This is a genomic window from Trujillonella humicola (assembly GCF_046233715.1).
In the GTDB taxonomy this organism is placed as follows: domain Bacteria; phylum Actinomycetota; class Actinomycetes; order Mycobacteriales; family Geodermatophilaceae; genus Trujillonella; species Trujillonella humicola.
Genome location: NZ_JBJNRJ010000142.1, coordinates 1 through 742, shown reverse-complemented (window position 1 = coordinate 742; position 742 = coordinate 1). Strand labels below are relative to the sequence as shown.

General features: G+C 70.6%; 1 protein-coding gene. It reads right to left on the bottom strand.

From position 1 onward, the window contains the following. Positions 1–91: 91 nt before the first annotated feature. On the bottom strand, positions 92–742 hold a 651-nt coding region (locus ACK586_RS25460; protein WP_409333324.1), incomplete at its 5' end, for a transposase.

The following is a 742-nucleotide window of genomic DNA, read 5'->3' as shown; positions in this document are numbered from 1 at the left end:
CTGACCGGAAAATAGTCACCCGCACTGGAACTCGACGGACGCGCTGCAGCGGACCTCGGCGGCAGTCGGCGAGGTCGGCTGGAGTGTGGGGTCAGGCGGCCGCGGTGAGGGTGACGGTGTAGCCGAGTGCTTCCAGGCCGCGGATGTGATCGCGGGTCTTGCGTCGGGTGTCGATGCGAAGGCTGTGATAGTCGGCGCCGAGGTCGCGGTAGCGCAGGGTCGGGTCGGTGAGCAGGTGCCAGATGATCACGAGGATGGAACGTGCGACGGCGACCAGGGCCTTGAGCTTGCCGCGGCGCTTGACCAGGCGCCGGTAGCGCTCGCCGAGGAAGGTGTTGGTTTTCGCTGCGGCGGTGGCCACCTCGCCGAGCACGCCTTTGAGGTAGGGGTTGCCCTTGCCGGTGCGCCCGGCGCGGGTGGTCGGCCCGGACTGGATGGTGCGGGGGCACAGCCGGGTCCAGGACACCAGGTGCCCGGCGGTGGGGAACTGGGCCATGTGCAGCCCGATCTCGGCCAGGATCACCTGGGCGCCGCGGCGTGCCAGGCCGGGGATCTCATCCAGGCGTTCCACCGCCGGGAGCGGTCGATCGCAGGCGGATGCTGAGTCGGCGGACTGGCCGCTGGAGGGGCCGGCCGGTGCGCCGGCGGCCGGGATCGCCTCGATCAATTCGTCGATGCGGGTGGTGAGCCGGTCGATCTGGGCGTTGAGCGCGTCGATCTGGTCCAGCAGCATCCGGGCCAG